Origin of the sequence: Methanosarcina barkeri str. Wiesmoor (assembly GCF_000969985.1) — an archaeon.
Lineage (GTDB): Archaea > Halobacteriota > Methanosarcinia > Methanosarcinales > Methanosarcinaceae > Methanosarcina > Methanosarcina barkeri_B.
Genome location: NZ_CP009526.1, coordinates 3,852,832 through 3,871,552 on the forward strand (window position 1 = coordinate 3,852,832; position 18,721 = coordinate 3,871,552).

Consider the following 18,721-nt stretch of genomic DNA (forward strand, 5'->3'; position numbering starts at 1 on the left):
AAATTTCAGGCTTCATAATACCCAATTTCTTCTTTTGTAAGATAACATGCAGGGTCATCTGCCCAGACATTCCCATATACAGCTTCGGCCCGTACCCTGAAATTCCCATTGCAAACATCGAGCCATTTGCACCGGGCACAACGATCTGCGTGAGCTTTTATCAGGGGTTTTCGGTTTTTAAGCCCAGCCATAAGTTCATCACTCAGGTCAGTCCAGATTTCACTGAATGGGCGTTCCCGCACATTTCCAAAGGAGTAATGCCTCCAGAACTGGTCGGCATGTACCGCGCCGTCCCAGGATACGCAGCCTATACCTATCCCTGAAGAATTTCCCTGGTTCATGGAAAGAAGTTCAAATACCTCAGCAGCCCTTTCAGGATTCTCTTTGAGGAGCTTCATGTACAGGTAAGGGCCGTCACAATGGTTGTCCACTGTCAGGACTTCGGCAGGAAAACCTTTTTCATGAAGTTTTCTTGTCCTCTCGAGTATCAGGTCTACAGCCTGCCTGGATTCCTCAAGTGAAAGGTCTTCGTTTACCATTTTTGAGCCCCGACCTGCATAAACCAGATGATAGAAACAGATTCTAGGAATTTTTTCTTCTTCAAGCAGGTCAAAGATTGCAGGAATATCCCTTACATTTTGCTTGTTGATGGTAAAACGCAAGCCAACCTTTATGCCTTCTTCCTGGCAATTGTGAAGCCCTCTTAGAGCTGCATCGAATGCCCCCTTCATGCCCCTGAATTTGTCATTCGTTTCCCTTATCCCATCAAGAGAAACTCCTACATAAGAGAGACCGACTTCCTTTAGCTTTTTTGCCATCTCCCGGTCTATGAGCGTCCCGTTTGTAGAAATCACGGCCCTCATTCCTTTTTCACGCGCGTAGGCTGCGAGCTCAGGCAGGTCTTTTCTCATAGTTGGTTCCCCTCCGGAAAAAAGGATTACCGGACTTCCGAAACTCGCAAGGTCATCGATAAGAGCTTTGCCTTCTTCAGTCGAAAGCTCGTTTTCAAATTCTATGTCCTTTGCCTGGGCATAACAATGGACACATTTCAGGTTGCAGCGGCGAGTCATGTTCCAGACTACAACTGGTTTTTTATCTTTTGAAAACTGCAGCAAGTGAGAGGGAAGCTTTTTTGAGTCCCTTCCATAGCGAAGGGCATCTGAGGGTTCCACGGTTCCACAGTAAAGTTTTGAAATGCCTATCATGTCGATCCGTCAAAATTGAGATTGTTTTACAGAAATCAGTAAACAATTCGAGATTGTTGTCTACTTTAACTTAGCTTTCTGATTGTTTTGTATTTGTAGAGACAGGGTGAGTATATGACATTCACGATTATAAAACTAAGGTCCAAATGCCAGGACTTGCGGATATGACCAGAAAAGCCGAATATCCGGAAGTCAACCAAGAAAAATATTCTCGATTACATATTTTCGATTTTTAAAATTATCTATTTGCCAATGGCATAAAACCTCTTCGAATTTGATATATATTTGAGATATCTAACTGTTCCGTCGACCCTATAAGTATCATACCCGGCTCTCCGTCTCTTTCAAAGTAGGCAATCAATCCGGAAGGCCTGCATTGTTGGGTTGTCAGAAGTTGTTACCATCCTGCTGTCACCAAAGTATTCAATCCGTTTTCCTTTTCGCCAGTTAACTTGATAGTTCATGGTTTCACCTCATGAACGGTATACCGTTGTTGAACAGGCATAATCAAAAACATCGGTGTCGTGGTCGACATCTCAAGGATTTGAGTTCTCTTTCGGGATCGAAGACCTGAAAGTCCAGGCGAGTAGAGTTCCCCATCCCATGATAGTATCCATGATTTCGATTGCTATTGCTTCAACTGGGATGACATTCTGGATTCCAGAGGCGATCCTGAGAAGGATAAAACGATGAGTGATGATGGTAGTATAGAGTTATCGACGGCATCTTCAAGTTCAAGCAGGCCGTTAGCCGGGACGTTGAGGCTGATCGCTGGATACGATATAGGGTACGATACAGGTTCCCGGTTCGACAAAATCTTCATTACGAGATGACATCACAGTTTGACAAAATCTTCGTTACGGGATCATCATATTTTGACAAAATCTTCATTATGAGATGACATTACAGATAGAAATTGATGCAGAAATGACTTTGAAAATCTCTTTTTCCGTATTAGCAATGCTTCCGGAAAAGCAGAGTTTTCTCATCGGAGTCATCAAAAGCGTGTATTTCGAAGGAAAATTTGAAAGAGAAACATACGTTTGAAAGAGAAACATACGTTTGAAAGAAAGTCGAGGTTTAAAAAAGACTACGAACTTACAAAAACTTATTTTGAAGTGTTAAGAAGCATCCTGTTCCGAGACAGTTTTATTTTTCAGGCATCTGAATTTCGTTTCACCTGGAGAAACATATTCCATTATCCTCAGGCAAAATCCGTAGGATCTACTGTACATTTCGCATTCTCCACATCTTACTGGCATCTGTTCCATTGCTTTTCCTCCAATACATCACATTTCAATTATATTTTTTCTTTAAAGTGAATAACTTTCTAAAGTTATATACTTTGTCCATAATATTATATTTGATTTAATTCGTCTATGACTATTTTTTTCATCCATTTCATAACGGATTTCAGAATTACTTAAAGGGAAGATAAAGGGCCGAATTCAACTTAAAATATACGGATGGAAGGCATTATTCTAAAGCCATTATTTTAGACTGTCTCATAACTTTTTCCTTAATGTGAAAAGTATATAATTTTCCCCTTCGGTACGGCTTAATGATAACAACCGCAGAGATATGCCGCCACCTTACCTGCAAAAAAGAGACTCCTGGATTATAAGAAGCAAATTTGACATGTATCAAAGGCTTATTTGAATCAGTCCAGACATTCGTACATTGGTACGACAAAAGACCTCATGGGCTTTTAAGTGTTGGTATATCGAACCGGTTTTATGAGAAGAGCCCGGTGTTATGAACTCATTCCCATATAGCGTGGTTCTCAAAACGATTTAAGTCATACTTTTAAAACAGTTCTTCAGGTTACTTTTAAGCTGACTTTTCATAGCTCTTTTTTCATAGCCTTTATCAGAGCTTCGAAAGTAAACTCTTCAGGGATTACGTTCGCATTGACACCATATTTGTTCAGGGTATTTCCTGTAGGCGTTCCTATAGCTCCTACCACAGCCCTGCTGAGAGATTCTTTTATGGTTTCCTCTGCTCCCAGCCCTTTTGCATGTTTCATAAAGCCTTTAACCATCATCGAACTTGTAAAAGCAAAAGCATCCACTTCCCCTGCGAGCGTGCGCTCTATCAAATCTTTCTGGATCGTTCCTTCAGGAATGCTGAGAGTGTACACGTGAGTCTCATAAACCGTAGCTCCACACTTTTCAAGCCCTTCTATTAAGACCTTAGCCCCAAAAGCACTCCTGGCAAGGTCTACCGTCTTTCCTGCCACCTCGGGGCAGAGAGCTTCTACAATTCCTTTGGAGCTATAATCTCCCGGCAAAAATGAGTTGTCAATTCCTATCTTTATGAGTTCCTTTTCCGTATTAGGCCCGATGGCAATTACCTTGATTTTTTTAAGCGCTGTAATGAAATCCTTCTTTTCAGTTTCAGAGAGCTTGTCCAGAGTAAAACTTATTCCGTTTGCACTGGTAAAAACAACATAATCCGAAGATCCTGTAAGGACTCTTCGGATAAAGGGCTCAAAACCTTCATCTTTTATGCCTTCAAGCCGAATCATAGGAACGTATAAAGGCTCAAAACCATAATCTTGCGCAAGAGCCTCTGATTTTTCCCTGTAGCTTTCCGGCCTCATAATTGCGAGAACAGGCCTTTTTTCTTCTGCCATATTTTTTTCTCCTGTTATATCCCAGTTTTTCCATGCCGAGTTAAAAGTCAACTCCTGTCCGCTGTTCCCCGAGAATATCGTGCAGGTGTACAACATCCCCTACAACCGTAATAGCTGGAGCCTTTACTTTTCGTTCTTCTGCCAGGCTTGCGATATTTGCAAGGGTCCCTACAGTTACTCTCTGGTCGGCCCTGGTTCCTCTCTCAATGACTGCAACAGGAGTGTCCGGGGCTTTGCCGTGCTTCATTAGCTCTTCTGCATTCCGGCCGAGCATTTTCACGCCCATAAGGATTACAATTGTTCCTCCGAATTTTGCCAGGGTTTCCCAGTCAAGTCCACTCTCTTCCTTTGTAGGGTCTTCATGCCCTGTTATGAAAGTGACCATTGAAGTGCTTTCCCTGTGGGTTACCGGAATTCCGGCATAAGCAGGCACTGCTATTGCAGAAGTAATCCCAGGCACAACTTCAAACTCAATTTCTTCGGCTACGAGTACCTCGGCTTCTTCTCCGCCTCTTCCGAAGACATAGGGATCTCCTCCTTTAAGCCTGACTACCATCTTTCCTTCTTTTGCTTTCTGCACAAGCACTTCATTAATCTCAGCCTGGGTCATGGTATGGCTGCCGGCGTATTTTCCAACATTAATTTTTTCCGCACTTGCCGGCATTGAGTCCAGAATAGCTTTTCCAGGAAGCTGGTCATAAACAATTACTTCAGCACTGTCAATTAGCCGGCGGGCTTTCAGGGTAAGGAGCTCAGGGTCGCCTGGACCAGAACCCACAAGATAGACTTTTCCGTAATTTCCTGACATGTGACGACGGTTCCTTTATGATTTTTGGATAGAAATGTGTAATCTGGAGAAGGTTAACGAGTTTTTAGAATATATAATATCCTGAAAATTAAGCTAAAAATAATACAATTGCTTCGCACTTGCCATTTGCTGGAATCTGAAGTTTGGAGACATTATCAGGAGGATTTTTCCGAAATATTGTTTCACAAGTTATATGGAGTCTTATTCTTAATTATATATTTATATTTTTATTATAGTAGTCTTAATTATTTTTTAGATATTATGCACTAATGTGTATGTACTCAAATGTGCACTTTAATTCCAAAATATAAGCCATAGTTTTTAACATAATCAAGGAGTGGAAAATTTGCCAAATGAACTTGAACTTCTGCCGCTCCATAAGCTTGGGGCCTGGGAAGATGAACAGACTTCCGGAAAAATAAATTTCGGGCTTTTTTTACCAGGTATTTCGGAAGAGGGAGAATATGAACTCTTTGTGAGGGTTATTCATGAAAAGGACCAGTTCCTTCAGGATATCCTTCCAATGGACTTTGAAATGGAACATTCAGTGGACCCAGATTACGGGGATTACTGGTCTGCAACGATAAATATTGAGGCTAAAGATAAGCTAAAACCATTTTCTGCATGGGGAATTCCTGGAAAATATGTTTACCGATACTGCCTTAAAAATCCAAAAAATCCAGAGCTTATTGACTGGATTATCGATCCTTTTGCCAGGGAATTCGGGGTTGGAAAATTATCTGCTTTCACCCTCGGGTACGAACAATATACGTGGGACAAAAATGAACTGGAATGGAAAACCCCTTTCATAAATGATATTGTCCTCTATGAACTCATGGTCAACGAGTTTGCGGATGATATCAAAGGGACAATTGACCATCTGGATTACCTCGCAGACCTTGGAATTAATTGTATAGAACTGATGCCTCTTTCAAACATTGAGAAAAGAGTGGACTGGGGATTTGCACCGATCGGGTATTTCGGGGTGGATGAGCGTTTCGGAAATCGAAAAGATATGCAAGAATTGATCGATAAAGCTCACCAGAAAGATATCGCGGTCATAGTAGATTCGGTTTATGCACATACAAGCCATCTCTTTCCATACTACTATGTTTACAACGAACTTGGATATCCTCTGGATAAAAATCCCTTCATGGGCCCTTTCGCTGAAAATGCTTTTGGAATAAGTACAGATTTCACTTACAAATTTACCCGCAACTTCTTTTTGACAGTCAACAATCACTGGCTTGACAGTTATCATATAGACGGTTTTAGATACGACTACGTACCCGGGTACTGGCTGGAGGATTCGGAAAATGGCTACACCAAACTTGTACGGGATACATACCAGTTGGTTAAAGCAAAAAAAGGCTCTTCCGATCACTGGCAGCGATTTTTTGAAGGAGAGTCTGTAAACCTAATCCAGTGTGCTGAGCAGCTTCAAAAACCCGTAGAAATTCTGAATAAAACCTATAGTAACTGTACCTGGCAAAATAGAACACTGAATACGGCCAGAGGGATATATGGAAATTGTGAAAAATTGACCGAGCTTGGTTCCCTCTTCGGGCTCTCAGGTTATCAGACAGGAGTTCAGAACAATGGAGATAAGATTACAAAAACTGCTCTACAATATCTGGAAAACCATGATCATTCCCGGTTTATCTGTAACTTTGGAACAGTTGCCCGTGATAATGAACTTTTGAAGGAAGGCGATCGTGCCTTCTGGTATAAGGTACAACCTTATCTGATAGGCATGTTTACAGCAAAGGGCATTCCAATGTTATGGCAGGGGCAGGAGTTTGGGGAAAACTACTGGCTTCCTCAAGAAGGATGGGGAAGAGTGCTTTTGTACAGACCTGTGCGCTGGGAATACTTTTATACTTCTGAAGGTCGGTCGCTGGTTCAACTCGTCAGGAAACTGGTTAAGCTTCGCAAGAATAACCCTCAGTTTACCAGAGGAGAGCATTACTTCTACAATGATTATACCTTGTATCAGTCTCGAAATATCATGATGTTTTCCCGGACTTGCAAAGAAGTTTTCAGCCTGGTTGCATTGAACTTCGGAGCCCAGGATCAGGTAGTTTATTTCAAGTTTCCATCTGATGGTAATTACCAAGAAGAACTTCATGGTCAGGATAATTTAAAGGGAATTTCTGCGGGAAAGAACATCCAGCTTAACATTCCCAGCAACTATGGAAAAATCTGGACATTGGCAGTTTGATACATATGCAGACACAAAAATCTTTTTGAAGATGGATATTCAATATAAACAATTTAAATTCACGATGGGTTTCTCGGATACATTAAGTGGTAATTAATAAATACCTCTTGAGTACTAGTGAATTCAACATTTGAGTACTAGTGAGTTCAACATGCTTCGTATAACTTTTCTTGGTACTGGAGGTTCTCTTCCAACCCGCAACAGAAACCCATCTGCAGTAATGGTTAATCGGGAAGGAGAGCTTATCCTGTTCGACTGTGGAGAAGGAACCCAGCAGCAGATGATGAGGGCAAAGACAGGGATGATGAACCTGTCCTCTATTTTTGTCAGTCATTTCCATGCGGACCATTTTCTGGGAATTCCTGGCCTGATCCAGACCATGTCTTTCATGGGAAGGAAAGAACCCCTTCTGATTTATGGCCCTGAGGGAACCAGGGAATTTACTGAGCTTTTTAAAGCTCTTGGTTACTTCAACCTCAACTACGAAGTCCAGGGTATCCAGTTGAAACCCGGAGATGTTGTTGAAAGAAAAGAATATGTGATCCGAGCTTTAAAAACCGAACACAGCATATCAAGCCTCGGATACGCCCTTATAGAAAATCCTCGCCCAGGGCGTTTCAACAGAGAAAAGGCAATTGAACTGGGGATTCCTCCAGGCCCTCTATTTTCAAAATTACAAAAAGGAAAAACGGTAGAAGTCAATGGAAAGCTCGTAAAACCGGAAGATGTAATGGGAGCCTTAAGGCCAGGGCGGACTGTTGTATACAGTGGAGATACCAGGCCCTGTGAACCCATTCTCAAGGCAAGCCGGGATGCAGATGTGCTGATACATGATGGAAGTTTTGCGGATGAGATGGCAGATTGGGCTGAAGAGTCAAAACATTCGACAGCAGGGGAAGTGGCAGCCCTCGCAAAGGAGGCAGGAGTCAGGAGGCTGATCCTTACCCATATAAGCTCCCGATATACTGATGATGCTGAACCTCTCTTGATAGATTCAAAAAAAGTGTTTGAAAACGTAATTATAGCTGAAGATCTGATGGAAATTGAAGTCCCGTACAGGTCGAAATAAGGCTTAACTCTTTTTTTATTCAAAAAATTAGAGCTGTAACAACTAAGGTACAGGTTATTCTATGTATTCTATGAGAGTGACATAAATTAAAGTGACATAAGTTAGTAATATCCCACTTTCCGCAGATGTAAACAAGAATGCCATCAATTATCTCAATATGGTGGTTGATTAAAAATTATCCCATTCTTTGAGTGATTAACTTGGACAATTAGGCAAACAACTTCTACATATATGTACATCTGCGGAATGCGGGTAATATGAATAGAATATAATATTTGAAGCGTTTTCCAAAAAAACTCTAAGTCTTTAGAGAAAGACTATGGAGTTCCCAAATTTTTGTACCCGGACATTTTAGCGAAAAGAGGTTATAGCAGATATAATCTGCATTGCAAAAGAATTAGAATAATTCAGACGAGAGTCCAATCCAGTTTTTTGTTTTCAGCATCGTACAGTGTGACCTGCATGGTTTTGTCTTCGACTTCATAGATAGGCTTGATACCTAAATAAAGAGCGTCTCCAGGACTAATATTGAGTTCACCATTCACTCTTCCGAAGTATACTCTGCCTTTTGTGGAATTTTCTTCTATTGTTATACCTTTCCACATAAGGTTTTGAATTACATTTACAACTTTACACTCAAACCGGTCGACTTCACGTATCTCATTCATGGGGATCCCTTTTAATTTTTATTTTATATCTGATTAAGAGTTTTAGACTCGTTCCTGTTAGAAAATACGATTTTTATACATAAAATTATTCCTGTTCCAGGCAAAGAAGAGAAGTATGTAAAAACGTTAGACTGAAGCAGGTAAAAGCATTACATCAAAGCAAGTAAAATTATTATGCTGAGTTAGATAAAGCATTGATAATCTAAAAAGCACCATACGCTAAAAATTAGTTCTTAAAGTTAGCAATCAAAATGTAGGTACTTATTTTAAAGTACCTTAAAATTTCATAGTTTAGCAGTAATGTACCTCTCCGTATCAAACGTAAAGCTCAGAAGGCCCCTGAGATGAATCTTTCCTGCCAAGTTTTGCAAGCGCATTTTCAAAATCCTGATTTGTTACTATTTCACGGTCTTCTATAATTGCCTGGTGAAGAGCAGTTTTTAAAACCTTTTCAACAAGGTCTCTGCCAGAAAGTCCATTTGCTTTCTTTGCAAGTGCCCGGAAGTTACAGTCCTCTACCTGCAAAGGGAAAGTCTTTACATTTGACTCGAATATCTCGACGATTTCTTCTTCTCTAGGAAGAATGAACTCAATTTCTTCTTCGAACCTGCTTCTTATAGCTGAGTCCAGAGAATAAATCCTGTTGGTGGAGCAGATAGTACATACCCCATCACGTTCCACTATGCCATCCATTTCGGTCAGAAGAGCGTTTACAATTTCGCTTACATCTCCTCTCAACTCCTGGAATTTTCGATCCAGGGCTATGGCATCGAGCTCGTCAATAAAGATTATACAGGGAGCCATCTCTTCTGCTCGGTCATAGAGCTGATGAATCTGGCGAGCCCCTTCTCCCACATATTCTCCTATAAGCTGTGTAGCTTTAACAGGAATGATGAGAACGTCGGTTTTGTTTGCAAGAGCCTTTGCAAGCATGGTCTTTCCGGTGCCTGAAGGCCCGAAGAAAAGGATATTTCTTGGCGCCCATTTCCCAAAGCGTTCGGGCTCTTCAAGGAAGCGTTCAATCAGCCTGCACTTTTGCTTTGCAAGTTCCTGCCCGATTACGTCTTCAAATTTAACGCTACTCTTTATTTCTGCCGAGGAAGGAAGCCCATTTTCCTCTTCAGTTACAATAATTGAGGTTGAACTTCCTATTATGGATTCTGCAGGTTCCACATCTATGATACGGTAAGCAAAATCCGGGAACATCCGCCGATCAAAGAGATAATCTCCCTTACGAGCAACATATCCATTCCACTGTTCCCGGGCATAGAATTCAAAAACATCCCGATTTTCAATAACGGGATATTCGTCCATCATGCCGCTTAATGGATAACCTTCAGGCTTCAGGATAAGAAGCTCAGAGGTAGATCTCCCAAACTCGGTATTATTTTCATGAGTCTTTTTTGCGTTCACTCTTTGTGAGACTGGTCGCACTTTGATATCAACTCGAATACTTTTCTATGCCTCTATACTATTATAGTACTCCGAAGAGCTAATAAAATTAACCCCATAAACCAGGAAAAAATATTCGACTGCGAAAGGCTCATCTTTTTCTTGAAGCTGAGAAAGATCTTCTAAAAACCATGTCTTTAAGCTGTTTATGGGGTAACTATCTGCCAGGTTTCATTTCAGGGATTCAGATAATCGTTATATTCAGATATTTAATGTAACAATGTATAAGTCCTGTGGGACATCATATAAGTGTAAAATATTTATATGAGTAGCCAAATAGGTTACTTGTTATTTGAGATATGTTTGAATTAACGGTTGTGTAATATAACATATAACAAGCTTTCTAAAGATTCTAATATTAGAATTTTGAGGTTGCATTTCTTATAGTACACACGAAGGTCTGATCTAAAAGAGAAAGCTAATATATTAGGTAAATAATATAAAACTTATAATTATTGAATGAAACGTATTTTCAAACTGTTTGAAAATCTATCAATGATGATGAGTAGATTACCTGACTAATATATTTATGTATTAAATATATACGTATTAAAACTTAAATTGTACAGCAATATTAATGTCGGTAATACAGCAGCTAACGACTTAAAAATGTAGTGCCTAAATAAGGTAGTTTCAGAGTATGATTTTTATGTTTACTATGGAGAACACGGAAGGTTTCGACCAGAAAACTCTTGATAAGATGAATGCTGAAGTCAAGAAAACTATGAGCAAGTACGATTCTAAATCGAAAAATTACAAAAAGTTATTCGAACAGGTTGAAGACCAAATTTTCGACAAATATTGTTCAGAGGTATTCAGGCCCTCTCTCAAACTTTGATAATTTATCTGAAGGATTTAACCGCTACTTAAATCCTTCAGATAAATTCTTTTTTTATTTTATTCTGCTTGATATATCCCTATTCATCAGCTGATGTTATTATATTCCTTTAATTTAGTAACTCTTTACTAACCGTTTCCTTTTTGTAAGTCCTAATTTTCATCAGGTGTCTTTTTTGACGATTACCCATGAGTCTTCAGTCTCAATTTTGGAGGTATTAAGTTATTTCATCAGATTTTCATTTGCCTTTCCATTATCCTGCCGCACAAAACACCTGGTTACCAACCATGAAAGAAGAGAAGAACAACGTAACATGAAATAAGCAGAAAAAAAATATAAAAAGAGAATGTTCAGAGCAATATATAAGGAGTTTATCCCAAAACCAGCTTTATACTCAAAATTGATAGAAGTTTCAGAATAATTCCCTGTGATCAAAACGTGCTCAAAAACTCATTGATTATTCTGAATTCCAAATTCGGAAAAGCAGTTTTGAGATATGGGATAGGCTCAATTACTACATAAAGTCAGATTAGAAAAACAATATAAAATCAGTATCAAAAATAAGTTACAAAAAACAGATTAGTGAAAGTAAGGTATTATAAGGTGAGTATGGCAGCGATCCAGAGTTCCCGAAGGCTCGCACACTTCAGTACAGTAAGGAACGCGGGCAGGCTTATCTACTGTGTTCGGGATGGGTACAGGAGTTACACTGCCGCTATGGCCGCCAAACTCTACCTATAAATGGGATTGTGGAAAAATGAAGTCATGTACAGTGCTGCATACTGAATTTCGCCTGGACCGGATTAAGAAAGGAACGGATAGTTAGTAAACGCGGACTGAACACCTCGTTGCCTTGGTGCTTACATCCCGTTTCTATCAAACCGGTCTTCTACCGGAATCCTTAATGAGGTCTCTTTTTAGGTGAGAGTTCGAGCTTAGATGCATTCAGCTCTTATTCTTTGGCGCGTAGCTGCCCGGCTATGCCTTGTCAGACAACCGGTACACCAGTGGCGCCGCTGCTTGGTTCCTCTCGTACTAAAAGCAGCTTACCCGCAGACCTCGTGCACCTCTAGTAGATAGTAACCGACCTGTCTCACGACGGTCTAAACCCAGCTCACGATCTCCTTTAATAGGCGAACAACCTCACCCTTGGCCGCTGCTGCACGGCCAGGATGGAAAGAACCGACATCGAGGTAGCAAGCTGCCGGGTCGATATGTACTCTTGCCGGCAACGACTCAATTATCCCCGGGGTAACTTTTCTGTCATTTTTGGCCCCCACCAAGGAGGCTCAAAAGTTCGCTAGAGCCGACTTTCGTCTCGTCATCCACTGCTATGCTGAATAACGTCAGGCTGACTTATGCTCTTGCACTCTTCAGCGAGTTTCCGACCCGCTTGAGTCAACCATTGCGCGCCCTTGATATCTTTTCAAGGGCGTCCCGCCCCAGGCAAACTGCCCACCTATCGGGGTCCTCTTCTCAGAGTTAGGGTCGTAGTCCCAGAAGGGTAGTGTCCCAATTGCGGCTCCACGTATGCTGGCGCATACGCTTCGATGCCTCCTACCTACTCTGTACATCCAGAACCACAACCCAGCGACAGGCTGCAGTAAAGCTCCACGGGGTCTTCACTTCCCCCTAGAGGTCTCTAGACTGTGCACTAGAATGTAAGCTTCACCGGATTCCAGTTAGGGACAGTAGGGCTCTCATTGATCCATTCATGCAAGTCGCCAATTAAGCGACAAGGTACTACGCTACCTTAAGAGGGTCATAGTTACCCCCGCTGTTTACAGGCCCTTCGTCCCGTTGAAACGGGGTTTCAGGTACCTGCACTGAGCAGGATTCAGAGATTGTACTAGCCCTTACGGGTTTGCAATCTCCTATGTTGGTATTAGACAGTTAGAGCCCCCTGGTCACTGCGACCTGCTGTCTCCACAGCAGGCACTCCTTATCCCGAAGTTACGGAGCTAATTTGCCGAATTCCCTTAACTGAAGTACTCCGACACGCCTTAGCCTTTTCAGCTAGGGGCACCAGTGTCAGATCTTGGTACGGACATTTAGCGGCCTTTTCACGGGTCCCGGGGTGCGACCGACTTTAGCCATAACAGATTCGCCCGATTCTCGCCATTACGGCTCTCCACGGGGTTCGCTGCTTAGACGGCGCGACGACGCCGCTCGGTCTGCCCAGAGACGTCAGACGGATTGCTAAATGGTACAGGAATATTAACCTGTTTCCCTTTCGGCGTACTCGAGTTACGGTACGTCTTAGGACCGACTAACCCTCGGCTGACGATCATTGCCGAGGAAACCTGGCCCCTTCGGCGGCAGGGATTCTCACCCTGCTTTGCTGCTACTATTACCAGGATTTTCGTTTGCGAACGGTCCACAGGACTTTACAGCCCTGCTTCGGCCCGAACGCAACGCCTTCCTACGAGATTACCTTGCGGTACTCCGTGGTATCGGTGGTCGACTTGAGCCCCGTCAATTTTCGGGGCCCCAAACCTCGACTGGTGAGCTGTTACGCACTCTTTAAAGGGTAGCTGCTTCTAAGCTAACCTTCCAGCTGTCTTGGGCTTGGGACGCCCTTTAGTATTAACACTTAGTCGACACTTGGGGACCTTAACCACGGGATGGGTTGTCTCCCTTACGGACTACAAGCTTACCCCAGCAGTCCGGACTCCGACTTTCTACAATGACGGTGGGTTTGGAGTTTGACAGGCGAGCGAGGAGTTTCCCCCCCGGAATCGCCAATCAGTGCTCTACTCCACCGACGATCTCCAGTCAGGTCATGCTGCGACATGTTTTGGAAGGAACCAGCGGATGCCGGGTTAGATTAGCATTTCACTACGAGACGCAGGTCACACGAATGATTTGCAGATCAATACCGCTTGCGGTCCTCCACGTAGCTTTCGCCACGCTTCAACCTGCCCACGCCTAGATCACCCGGCTTCGGGTCTTACCCCAGTGACTCCACGCACTTGTATACGTCGTGCCTCGCTCGGAGAGCTGCGCACATGTTGCTTTCGCTTCGGCTGCCCAAATAAAGGTTAGCCATTGCCACTGAGATAAACTCCCTGGCCCGTTCTTCAAAACGTAAGATACGACACTGGCAGTGACATTCGTACAGCATTCTCGCGAATGTTTCCTTCATGTCAGAGTTCCTTTAATGCCGTATCGTTCCATCACTATCAGGTTTCAGGCACTTTGCACCTCCCTTCTCGGGGTACTTTTCAGCGTTCGGTCACCCTACTATTTCGCTATCGGTCTCAAGTAGTATTTAGTTTTGGAGGTTGGTGCCCCCCAGATTCCCGCACGATATCCAACGCACGGTACTCAGGGACATGTTCCGATCTTTTGGTTTACACATACGTGACTGTCACACTCTACGGTCTGCCGTTTCAGGCAAGTTCTGTTTAGCCGCCAGACGTTTGAACAGCCCTACAACACCACATTTCCCTGTGAAGGGATTCGGTTTGAACTGTGCCGTTTTCACTCGCCGTTACTCACGGTATCTCGGTTGATTTCTTTTCCTGCTCCTACTGAGATGTTTCAATTCGGAGCGTTCCCGATCATTACTGATCACTATGGAGAGGTCCCATTCGGAAATCCCGGGTTCATAGGCTCCTTGCACCTACCCCGGGCTTATCGCAGCTTGGCACGTCCTTCATCAGCTCTTGAGCCGAGCCATCCACCTGATAGCATAATTCCTGTGTATCCTAACCAGGTCCAGAAAGCGTCCAGTATACAGCACTTATACATGACTTCATGTACCTGCGTGTCAACGCAGGCAATCCGCCCTTCCCCGAAAATTTACTTTCCGGGTGCATTTGATGAGTTAGAATTGATCATTAGATTATGATCGATGATTTAAATGGTGAGGATTTTGTTCGGTTTATCGGCATCTGGGTGGTGAGTTTTTTTGCTTAGGAGGTGATCCAGCCGCAGATTCCCCTACGGCTACCTTGTTACGACTTAACCCCCCTTGCAAAGCACAGGTTCGAACACGACACGATGTTCGTGCCCTCACCCATACCTCACTCGGGTGGTTTGACGGGCGGTGTGTGCAAGGAGCAGGGACGTATTCACCGCGCTATATTGAAACGCGATTACTACGGATTCCAGCTTCACGAGGGCGAGTTACAGCCCTCGATCCGAACTAAGGATGGGTTTGTGAGATTACCAGCCCTTTTCAGGGGAGGGGCCCATTGTCCCATTCATTGTAGCCCGCGTGTAGCCCGGGAAATTCGGGGCATACTGACCTACCGTAGCCCGCACCTTCCTCCGATTTAACACCGGCGGTCCCCACAGAGTACCCATCATCCCGGAGGATATGCTGGTAACAGTGGGCACGGGTCTCGCTCGTTGCCTGACTTAACAGGATGCTTCACAGTACGAACTGGCGACGGCCATGCACCTCCTCTCAGCGATTCAGGTAAGGTCTTCGGCCTGACCTACATATTGCTGTCGTTCCCGGTGAGTTGTCCGGCGTTGAGTCCAATTAAACCGCAGGCTCCACCCGTTGTTGTGCTCCCCCGCCAATTCCTTTAAGTTTCAGCCTTGCGGCCGTACTTCCCAGGTGGCTCGCTTCACGGCTTCCCTGCGGCACCAGACACGGTCGCGCCATGCCTGACACCTAGCGAGCATCGTTTACGGCTGGGACTACCCGGGTATCTAATCCGGTTCGTGCCCCCAGCTTTCGTCCCTCACCGTCGAACCCGTTCTGGTAAGACGCCTTCGCCACAGGTGGTCCCACAGGGATTACAAGATTTCACTCCTACCCCTGTAGTACCTCTTACCTCTCCCGGTTCCAAGTCTGGCAGTATCCCCCGAAAGCCTAATAGTTGAGCTATCAGATTTCCCGGAGGACTGACCAAACCGGCTACGGACCCTTTAGACCCAATAATCACGATCACCACTCGGGCCGCCGGTGTTACCGCGGCGGCTGGCACCGGTCTTGCCCGGCCCTTGCTAACAAGTGTATTTTACACACCTGGACAGCCAGCATATGATGCTAGCACTCGGTGTCCCCTTATCACGGTTTCCCGCATTGTAAAGTTTTCGCGCCTGCTGCGCCCCGTAGGGCCTGGATTCATGTCTCAGAATCCATCTCCGGGCTCTTGCTCTCACAACCCGTACCCGTTGTAGGCTAGTAGGTACATTACACCCACTACTACCTGATAGGCCGCAGACCCATCCTTGGGCAGACGAATCCATTTTACGCATAAAGCATTCCAGCATATGTGCGTTATCCGGAATTATCCCCAGTTTCCCGGGGTTATGCCGGACCCAAGGGCAGGTTATCCACGTGTTACTGAGCAGTACGCCATGTTCACGAAGAACATATAACTCGCATGGCTTAGACGAACACCGATAGCAGTAACCTCTGGCAGGATCAACCAGAATTGTTAATGTATCGCACACTTCAAAATAAAGGTCTTGGTCGCAGAAACTTGCACTAACAACTATCAATTCAGTTATTTTCGTTTCGCGATGATATGTTATGAAAAACTCTCACCGCCCAGAATTAACCGAACCGACAAAATCCTCGTCAGACAGGAAAAAACTCCTGACTCCATTATTAATGAATCGTAATTGCTGCATTTATGATGCAGGAAATTATAGTTATGTGCTCATAGTATTTAAAGGTATCTATTTCCTTTTGAACAAGAAAGAAACCTAGATAAGATGACTATGAGAAAAACCGTCCAGCACAATAAATTCATGCTGAAGCAGGGAACACATATACATCATTTTTAGTATATAAAGCTTTTTGTTCAGGAAGATTTGGGAAAAACAAACTAAACAAATAATGAAAATCTGTTTTGTAAAATCCCTGAATTTCACTCTCGAATTACAAATTCAAGAGCGATCCGCACTTGTTTTGCGCGTGGAACATACAAAGGAATATCCAATATATATACCTGTCGCCTGTTCAATTACTTAGAAAAAAATAATAGTAAGAAGAGATAAAAAGAAAATAAAAAAGCGCAGCATTAAAATAATAGCAGAAAGTTGAAAGCTGCAAGACAAATAACCTTAAAACTCGAAAAAACGATATATAAAGGATTTAATGTATAAAAATAAAAGATATAACTATAATATAAGCTACATATAATGAGGTATCAAACTGGCAGACTTAAAGAAACCTACATCCAAAGCCAAGCCTACAACGGGAGAAACCGTTACAAGAGTACGCACACCGCGCAGGGAGAATAACGAGATCCTGGCAACCGTTGAGAGTCTACTGGGTGCAAACCGGCTAAGGCTCCGTTGCATGGATGGGGTCGTTCGTATGGGAAGGATTCCAGGTTCAATGAAGAAAAAAACCTGGATAAGAGAAGGAGATGTCGTTATTGTCGTGCCCTGGGAGTTCCAGAACGAAAAAGCAGACGTGATCTGGAAATATACAAGGCCGCAGGTAGACTGGCTTGAAAGAAAAGGATACCTGAAAGGATAAATATGGGAATGGATCAGGAAAAGAAGATAAGGCGCATCGATAGCGCTAAAGATAAATCTCGGGCCAGGGTGAAGGACTCCGAGCGGCTGAAAGTAGAAGAAAACGTATTCGACGTACCTACCCTCAAAATTCTATATACTCTCTCCAACAAAGGCATAATAAAAGCAATGGGAGGAGCTATCAGTACTGGGAAAGAAGCAAACGTATTCTACGCCGAAGGTCCAGACAAAGAACTAGCTGTAAAAATATACAGGATTACAAGCAGCACCTTCAGGGCCATGGATGCCTACATTATGAAGGACCCTCGCTTCACAAACATTCGAAATAACAAGCGAGACATTATTTTTGCGTGGACACGCAAGGAACTTCAGAATCTGAAACGTGCGAAAAGTGCAGGAGTACGGGTTCCAGAGCCTATACTTGCCGAAAAGAATATTCTTATTATGGAATTTATGGGAGAAAAAGAGAGACCTTACCCGCTCCTTAAAAACACGCATCTTGAAAACGAAGAAGCAAAGAATATTTTTGATGCCATCGTTGAATACATGCGTCTCCTATATAAAAAAGCAAATCTTGTACATGCCGATCTAAGTGAATACAATATCCTGCTCGACCCGAATAACCTGACTCCCATATTCATTGATATGGGACAATCCGTAACCCTGGAGCATCCTAATGCCCGGGAGTTCCTTTACAGGGACGTGAAAAATATACTCAGGTTCTTCAGCCGCTATGGGATAAAGGACAAACCTGAAGAGCTATTTAAAAAAATACAGGCGGAATAACATGACTCAATATGTCAAAATCCCCAAAGAAAGAGTCGGAGTAATCATAGGCCCGAAAGGAGAAACAAAAAAGCTTATCGAAGACAAAACTGCGTGCCAGCTTGAAATCGATAGCGAAAGCGGAAAGATAGATATTACCTGTGAAGAAAACCCATTAAAAGAGTTCAGAGTGCTCGAAACTCTGAAAGCGATAGGAAGAGGGTTCAGTCCTGAAAAAGCTCTTGAACTTCTGGCAGACGATATGCTTATGCTTGATATCATCGATCTTTCCGACGTTGCTAATACCCCAAAAGAGCTTCAGCGGATAAAGGGTCGGATAATAGGAAGAAACGGAAAAACCAGAGAACTTGCAGAAACCCTGATAAACGTTAAGATCTCAGTCTACGGAAAAACCGTATCCATACTTGGGCACCCTGAGCAGAACACTGTAATTCGGACAGCTATAAGGATGCTGCTCGATGGAGCTACACATGGTGCAGTCTACAAGTTCCTGGAAAAAAAGCATCAGGAACTCCTACATTCCCAGCTTGACTCAGTTGACTTTTATTAAGAGAAGAATATGAAATTCACAGAGCCTTAGAATATTACA

At 43.2% G+C, this 18,721-nt stretch carries 14 protein-coding genes and 3 rRNA genes; 8 read left to right on the forward strand and 9 right to left on the reverse strand.

The window, feature by feature from the left end:
• Nucleotides 1-5 precede the first annotated feature (5 nt).
• Complete coding sequence (ahbC, locus tag MSBRW_RS15760) at nucleotides 6-1,205, reverse strand: 12,18-didecarboxysiroheme deacetylase (protein WP_011306780.1); 1,200 nt, start codon at nucleotides 1,203-1,205, stop codon at nucleotides 6-8.
• A 519-nt stretch (nucleotides 1,206-1,724) separates the two neighbouring features.
• Here ahbC and MSBRW_RS22600 point away from each other — a divergent pair.
• Together MSBRW_RS22600 and MSBRW_RS22605 are read left to right on the forward strand one after the other, a co-directional pair.
• A complete protein-coding gene (locus tag MSBRW_RS22600) occupies nucleotides 1,725-1,898 on the forward strand; it encodes a hypothetical protein (protein WP_155398329.1) in 174 nt (57 codons plus the stop codon).
• Nucleotides 1,895-2,038 (forward strand): hypothetical protein, encoded by a 144-nt coding sequence (locus MSBRW_RS22605; RefSeq protein WP_155398330.1) that lies wholly within the window; start codon nucleotides 1,895-1,897, stop codon nucleotides 2,036-2,038. Before MSBRW_RS22600 ends, MSBRW_RS22605 begins: the two co-directional genes overlap by 4 nt.
• 288 nt (nucleotides 2,039-2,326) lie before the next feature.
• Here the strand turns inward: MSBRW_RS22605 and MSBRW_RS22615 are convergent, their stop codons facing one another.
• The 3 genes from MSBRW_RS22615 to cobA all read right to left on the reverse strand — a co-directional run bounded on the left by MSBRW_RS22615 (nucleotide 2,327) and on the right by cobA (nucleotide 4,648).
• Nucleotides 2,327-2,476, reverse strand: coding sequence for a hypothetical protein (locus MSBRW_RS22615; protein WP_155398332.1), 150 nt, complete (start codon nucleotides 2,474-2,476; stop codon nucleotides 2,327-2,329).
• A gap of 572 nt (nucleotides 2,477-3,048) precedes the next feature.
• Nucleotides 3,049-3,840, reverse strand: a complete 792-nt coding sequence (locus tag MSBRW_RS15765) for a uroporphyrinogen-III synthase (RefSeq protein WP_011306779.1) — start codon at nucleotides 3,838-3,840, stop codon at nucleotides 3,049-3,051.
• Between the two features lie 40 nt (nucleotides 3,841-3,880).
• Nucleotides 3,881-4,648 carry a uroporphyrinogen-III C-methyltransferase gene (gene cobA, locus MSBRW_RS15770; protein WP_011306778.1) on the reverse strand — a complete coding sequence of 256 codons (768 nt, stop codon included), beginning with the start codon at nucleotides 4,646-4,648 and terminating at the stop codon, nucleotides 3,881-3,883.
• Nucleotides 4,649-4,985: 337 nt separating this feature from the next.
• Here cobA and MSBRW_RS15775 point away from each other — a divergent pair, with 337 nt between their 5' ends.
• Together MSBRW_RS15775 and rnz are read left to right on the forward strand one after the other, a co-directional pair.
• On the forward strand, nucleotides 4,986-6,869 hold the full coding sequence (locus MSBRW_RS15775) for an alpha-amylase family glycosyl hydrolase (protein WP_155398333.1): 1,884 nt from the start codon (nucleotides 4,986-4,988) through the stop codon (nucleotides 6,867-6,869).
• A gap of 151 nt (nucleotides 6,870-7,020) precedes the next feature.
• Nucleotides 7,021-7,938: a ribonuclease Z gene (gene rnz / locus MSBRW_RS15780; RefSeq protein ID WP_011306776.1), complete on the forward strand. Its 918-nt coding sequence runs from the start codon at nucleotides 7,021-7,023 to the stop codon at nucleotides 7,936-7,938.
• 407 nt (nucleotides 7,939-8,345) lie between these two features.
• On the opposite strand, the gene MSBRW_RS15785 is transcribed toward rnz, so the two are convergent.
• Together MSBRW_RS15785 and MSBRW_RS15790 are read right to left on the reverse strand one after the other, a co-directional pair.
• Nucleotides 8,346-8,606 carry a hypothetical protein gene (locus MSBRW_RS15785; protein WP_011306775.1) on the reverse strand — a complete coding sequence of 87 codons (261 nt, stop codon included), beginning with the start codon at nucleotides 8,604-8,606 and terminating at the stop codon, nucleotides 8,346-8,348.
• Nucleotides 8,607-8,921: 315 nt separating this feature from the next.
• Entirely contained in the window at nucleotides 8,922-10,040 is a 1,119-nt protein-coding gene (locus tag MSBRW_RS15790; protein WP_011306774.1) for an AAA family ATPase, read from the reverse strand.
• A 667-nt stretch (nucleotides 10,041-10,707) separates the two neighbouring features.
• On the opposite strand from MSBRW_RS15790, the gene MSBRW_RS15795 reads away from it, so the two are divergent.
• A complete protein-coding gene (locus tag MSBRW_RS15795; RefSeq protein ID WP_048102749.1) occupies nucleotides 10,708-10,896 on the forward strand; it encodes a hypothetical protein in 189 nt (62 codons plus the stop codon).
• 607 nt (nucleotides 10,897-11,503) lie between these two features.
• On the opposite strand, the gene rrf is transcribed toward MSBRW_RS15795, so the two are convergent.
• From rrf to MSBRW_RS15815, 3 genes are all read right to left on the reverse strand, one after another.
• A 5S ribosomal RNA gene (gene rrf, locus MSBRW_RS15805) occupies nucleotides 11,504-11,625 on the reverse strand.
• 74 nt (nucleotides 11,626-11,699) lie between these two features.
• A 23S ribosomal RNA gene (locus MSBRW_RS15810) occupies nucleotides 11,700-14,606 on the reverse strand.
• Between the two features lie 209 nt (nucleotides 14,607-14,815).
• Nucleotides 14,816-16,293 (reverse strand): 16S ribosomal RNA (locus tag MSBRW_RS15815).
• Together the 16S, 23S and 5S rRNA genes form the textbook arrangement of a ribosomal RNA operon.
• Before the next feature lie 718 nt (nucleotides 16,294-17,011).
• Between MSBRW_RS15815 and eif1A the strand changes: the two genes are divergently transcribed.
• From eif1A to MSBRW_RS15830, 3 genes are read left to right on the forward strand one after another with little or no spacing between them, the layout of a single operon-like run.
• Nucleotides 17,012-17,347, forward strand: a complete 336-nt coding sequence (gene eif1A, locus MSBRW_RS15820; protein ID WP_048102747.1) for a translation initiation factor eIF-1A — start codon at nucleotides 17,012-17,014, stop codon at nucleotides 17,345-17,347.
• A gap of 2 nt (nucleotides 17,348-17,349) precedes the next feature.
• Nucleotides 17,350-18,132 (forward strand): serine protein kinase RIO, encoded by a 783-nt coding sequence (locus MSBRW_RS15825; RefSeq protein ID WP_011306772.1) that lies wholly within the window; start codon nucleotides 17,350-17,352, stop codon nucleotides 18,130-18,132.
• A gap of 1 nt (nucleotide 18,133) precedes the next feature.
• The gene (locus MSBRW_RS15830; RefSeq protein WP_011306771.1) at nucleotides 18,134-18,682 is read left to right on the forward strand and encodes a KH domain-containing protein; all 549 of its coding nucleotides are present in this window, start codon (nucleotides 18,134-18,136) and stop codon (nucleotides 18,680-18,682) included.
• Nucleotides 18,683-18,721: the final 39 nt, after the last annotated feature.

Bases quoted from the DNA above. Each gene is read 5' to 3' on its own strand.
- ahbC (WP_011306780.1), bottom strand. From the start codon at position 1,205: ATGATAGGCATTTCAAAACTTTACTGTGGAACCGTGGAACCCTCAGAT.
- MSBRW_RS22605 (WP_155398330.1), top strand. From the start codon at position 1,895: ATGAGTGATGATGGTAGTATAGAGTTATCGACGGCATCTTCAAGTTCA.
- MSBRW_RS22615 (WP_155398332.1), bottom strand. From the start codon at position 2,476: ATGGAACAGATGCCAGTAAGATGTGGAGAATGCGAAATGTACAGTAGA.
- MSBRW_RS15765 (WP_011306779.1), bottom strand. From the start codon at position 3,840: ATGGCAGAAGAAAAAAGGCCTGTTCTCGCAATTATGAGGCCGGAAAGC.
- cobA (WP_011306778.1), bottom strand. From the start codon at position 4,648: ATGTCAGGAAATTACGGAAAAGTCTATCTTGTGGGTTCTGGTCCAGGC.
- rnz (WP_011306776.1), top strand. From the start codon at position 7,021: ATGCTTCGTATAACTTTTCTTGGTACTGGAGGTTCTCTTCCAACCCGC.
- MSBRW_RS15785 (WP_011306775.1), bottom strand. From the start codon at position 8,606: ATGAATGAGATACGTGAAGTCGACCGGTTTGAGTGTAAAGTTGTAAAT.
- MSBRW_RS15795 (WP_048102749.1), top strand. From the start codon at position 10,708: ATGTTTACTATGGAGAACACGGAAGGTTTCGACCAGAAAACTCTTGAT.
- MSBRW_RS15825 (WP_011306772.1), top strand. From the start codon at position 17,350: ATGGGAATGGATCAGGAAAAGAAGATAAGGCGCATCGATAGCGCTAAA.
- MSBRW_RS15830 (WP_011306771.1), top strand. From the start codon at position 18,134: ATGACTCAATATGTCAAAATCCCCAAAGAAAGAGTCGGAGTAATCATA.